General features: G+C 71.0%; 4 protein-coding genes. All 4 read right to left on the bottom strand.

Annotated features, from left to right (window positions below; genetic code table 11):
- A partial coding sequence (locus GWI24_RS43000) for a cytochrome P450 (RefSeq protein ID WP_210951450.1) occupies positions 1–1,215 on the bottom strand: 1,215 nt, incomplete at its 3' end.
- Positions 1,212–1,805, bottom strand: a complete 594-nt coding sequence (locus GWI24_RS42995; protein WP_374103410.1) for an ATP/GTP-binding protein — start codon at positions 1,803–1,805, stop codon at positions 1,212–1,214. The genes GWI24_RS42995 and GWI24_RS43000, both read right to left, overlap by 4 nt.
- Before the next feature lie 142 nt (positions 1,806–1,947).
- Entirely contained in the window at positions 1,948–2,313 is a 366-nt protein-coding gene (locus GWI24_RS42990) for a DUF742 domain-containing protein (RefSeq protein ID WP_210951449.1), read from the bottom strand.
- Entirely contained in the window at positions 2,310–2,759 is a 450-nt protein-coding gene (locus tag GWI24_RS42985) for a roadblock/LC7 domain-containing protein (RefSeq protein WP_210951448.1), read from the bottom strand. The genes GWI24_RS42990 and GWI24_RS42985 overlap by 4 nt, the downstream gene beginning before the upstream one ends.
- Positions 2,760–2,872 lie beyond the last annotated feature (113 nt).

The following is a 2,872-nucleotide window of genomic DNA, read 5'->3' as shown; positions in this document are numbered from 1 at the left end:
GGCGGCGAGCTGCGGCGCGGAGAACCGCACCGGCAGCTTGGCCAGGCCCTTCGACCACGGCGAGGTGATCCACGGAAGCTGCTCCTCCGGCACCGCGATCTCGATATCCGGCAGCCGGTGGCGCAGCGTGTCCACGGCGGTACGGGTGATCAGCCGGGCCGGATCCCGCGCCGGGCAGCCGTGCGGGCCCGCCCCGAAGGCGAGGTACGAGCGGTTGCCGACCACCGGACGCCCGTCCTCGGGCAGCACCTCCGGGTCCGCGTTGGCGCCCGCGAGGCCCAGGATGAGCATGTCCCCGGCGCGGATGTCCTGGCCGCCGAAGCGCAGATCGCGGGTGGCGTAGCGGCCGGGGAAGTTCTGGGTGGGCGGCTGGCGCCACAGCACCAGGTCCAGCGCGTCGTCCACGGTGAGGTGGCCACGGGCCAGCGAGGAGCGGAACGCGGGGTCGGTGAGCAGGATCTGGAGCGTGGAGGCGATCCAGTTCACGGTGGTGTTGTTGCCCGCGACGATGATCACCACGAGGTTGTGCAGTACTTCCTCGTCGCTGAGCCCGACGGGGTGCTCCAGCAGCCAGGACGTCAGATCCGCGCCCGGCCGCCGCTTCTTCCCGGCGATCAGCTGGAGCAGGATCTGGCCCATCCGCTTGTTGGCGCCGGTGGCGGCCACGGTCGGGGCGACGATCGTGGTGAGCGTCTCGACCAGCCGGGCCCCGTTCTCCTCGTCGAGGCCCAGCAGTTCGGTGACGACCTGCAGCGGCAGGAGGCGGGCGTACTGCTCGACCAGATCCGCCGCGTGCTGGTCGGCGAACCCGGCGACCAGCCGCTCCGCGGCGGCCCGCACTCTGCGGATCAGCTCATGGCCGTTGACCCGCCCCAGCGCGTCGGCCACCGCCGAGCGCATCCGGCGGTGCGCCGTGCCGTCGGCGAACAGCAGCGCCGGGCGCCAGCCCACCAGCGGCATCAGCGGCGAGTCGGCCGCCACCCGGCCCTCGCGCAGCGGGGTCCAGCGGCGTGGGTCATGCGAGAAGTACTGCTCGTCGCGGGTGAGATGGAGCAGCTCACGGTGGCCGATGACCAGCCATGCCTCGACCCGGGGCGCGATCTCCACCGGGACCACCGGACCGTGGTCGCGCCGCATCCGCTCGTACAGCTCGGTGAGCGGACCGTCGAGCGCGGTCCCGTACAGCGGCACCCGGGACGCGGCCCGGGCGGTCATGACGCCTCCGTCAGCGTCTCGATCAGATGCGAGACGAGCGAGATCAGCGCCTGCACCGAGGACTTGTGCTCCCGGGCGTCACAGATGACCAGTGGGGTGTGCGGGAGCAGATCGAGCGCGGAGCGCAGCTCGTCCTCGTTGTGCGGCGTGCTGTCCGGGAAGGCGTTGACGGCGACGGAGAACGGCACATCCAGGTCCTCCAGATGCCCGATCGCGTCGAAGGACGCCTCCAGATCGCGGGTGTCGACCAGCGCGAGCGCGCCCAGCGCACCGCGCGCCAGGTCCTTCCAGGCGGGGAGGAACCGCTGCTGGCCGGGGGTGCCGAAGAGGTACAGCACCAGCTCGCCGCCCAGGGTGATCCGCCCGAAGTCCAGCGCGACGGTGGTCGTGGTCTTCGACGGCCGCACCTTGGTGTCGAGCCGGGCCCCGGCCTGGCTCATCGTCGCCTCGGTGGAGAGCGGCTTGATCTCCGACACCGTGCCGATCAGCGTGGTCTTGCCGACGCCCATCGGGCCGACCACCAGGATCTTGGCCGCCCCGGCCACGCTGGACTCCACGTACATGACGGGGGTGTCGTCCATGTCATCCATGTCGTCCGTATCGCCCGTCTCGCCTGTCTCGTGGGTGTGGTCTGTGCGGGTCGTGCGGTCTGTGCGGATCGTGCGGTCCGCGTGGCCCGGGTGGGCCGTGTGGTCGGTCCTGGTTGTGCCGTCCGTACCGGCCATCGAGATCTCAGAGCTTGCTCTCAAGCCCATCGAGCACCTTCCTCAGCAAGTCCAAATCGGCACGTTTTCGCTTGACCACCCGGATCGGCGGACGCGCCACGATGTGCCCCCAGTCGATGAGATCCGCGAGCAGCACCTGCACCACGGCCGGTGGCTGACCCAGATGGGCGGCGACCTCCGCCACCGACAGCAGCCCCTGGCAGAAGTCGGCGATCCGCCGGTACTCGGGCTGGAGATGCGGCGGCAGCCCGCTCCCGGACGTCACGACAAGTGTTTCCAGCGGCAGAGCATCCCGTGAGGAACCGGCGCGCCCCCGTGTGATCACATAGGGGCGCACCGCGGCCGTGGTGCGTTCCTCGCCGGGCCGGCTCATGACGTCGGGCGGCCCATCGGCTCCCGCGGCCGGCTGCTCAGATGGGCACCGATCTTCGCGACCAGTAACTGCATCTGCTGGGCCACCAGGCCCACATCCGCCTCCGTATCGGTGGCCACCCCCAGCGAGGCGCCCTGACCGGCCGAGGTGAACAGCACGAACCCGCTGTCGGACTCGATCATCAGCTGCCGCACCCCGGCCTCGTCGCCGAACAGCAGCGACACCGTGGACTGGCTGGTGACCGTGAGCGCGGCACAGGCGGCGGCCAGCGACTCGGCCTCGTCCACCCCGAGCCGGGACACCTCGCCGGTCAGTCCCTCGGCGGAGTCGTGGCCCATGCGCAGGCCGTCCTGCGAAACGACGACGGCGTGCCGCACCCCGGGGATACCGGTCAGCGGACGCAGCATCCATCCAACGTCGGGCAACCTGGATATGGTTCCGGCCACTACCGGCCTCCCTCTCGGTCTTCTCGGTCCGGACTCGATTCATCCTCGGGCGGTACGGCCTCCGCCTCCGCTTCCGCGCGCCCGCGGCGGGTGCCGGAGACGACGCTGGTGAT

The sequence above is a fragment of the Streptomyces sp. MK37H genome (assembly GCF_018035285.1).
Taxonomy (GTDB): Bacteria; Actinomycetota; Actinomycetes; order Streptomycetales; family Streptomycetaceae; genus Streptomyces; species Streptomyces endocoffeicus.
The sequence above is the reverse complement of the archived record's forward strand: the minus strand, read 5'-3'. Positions and strand labels throughout refer to the sequence as shown.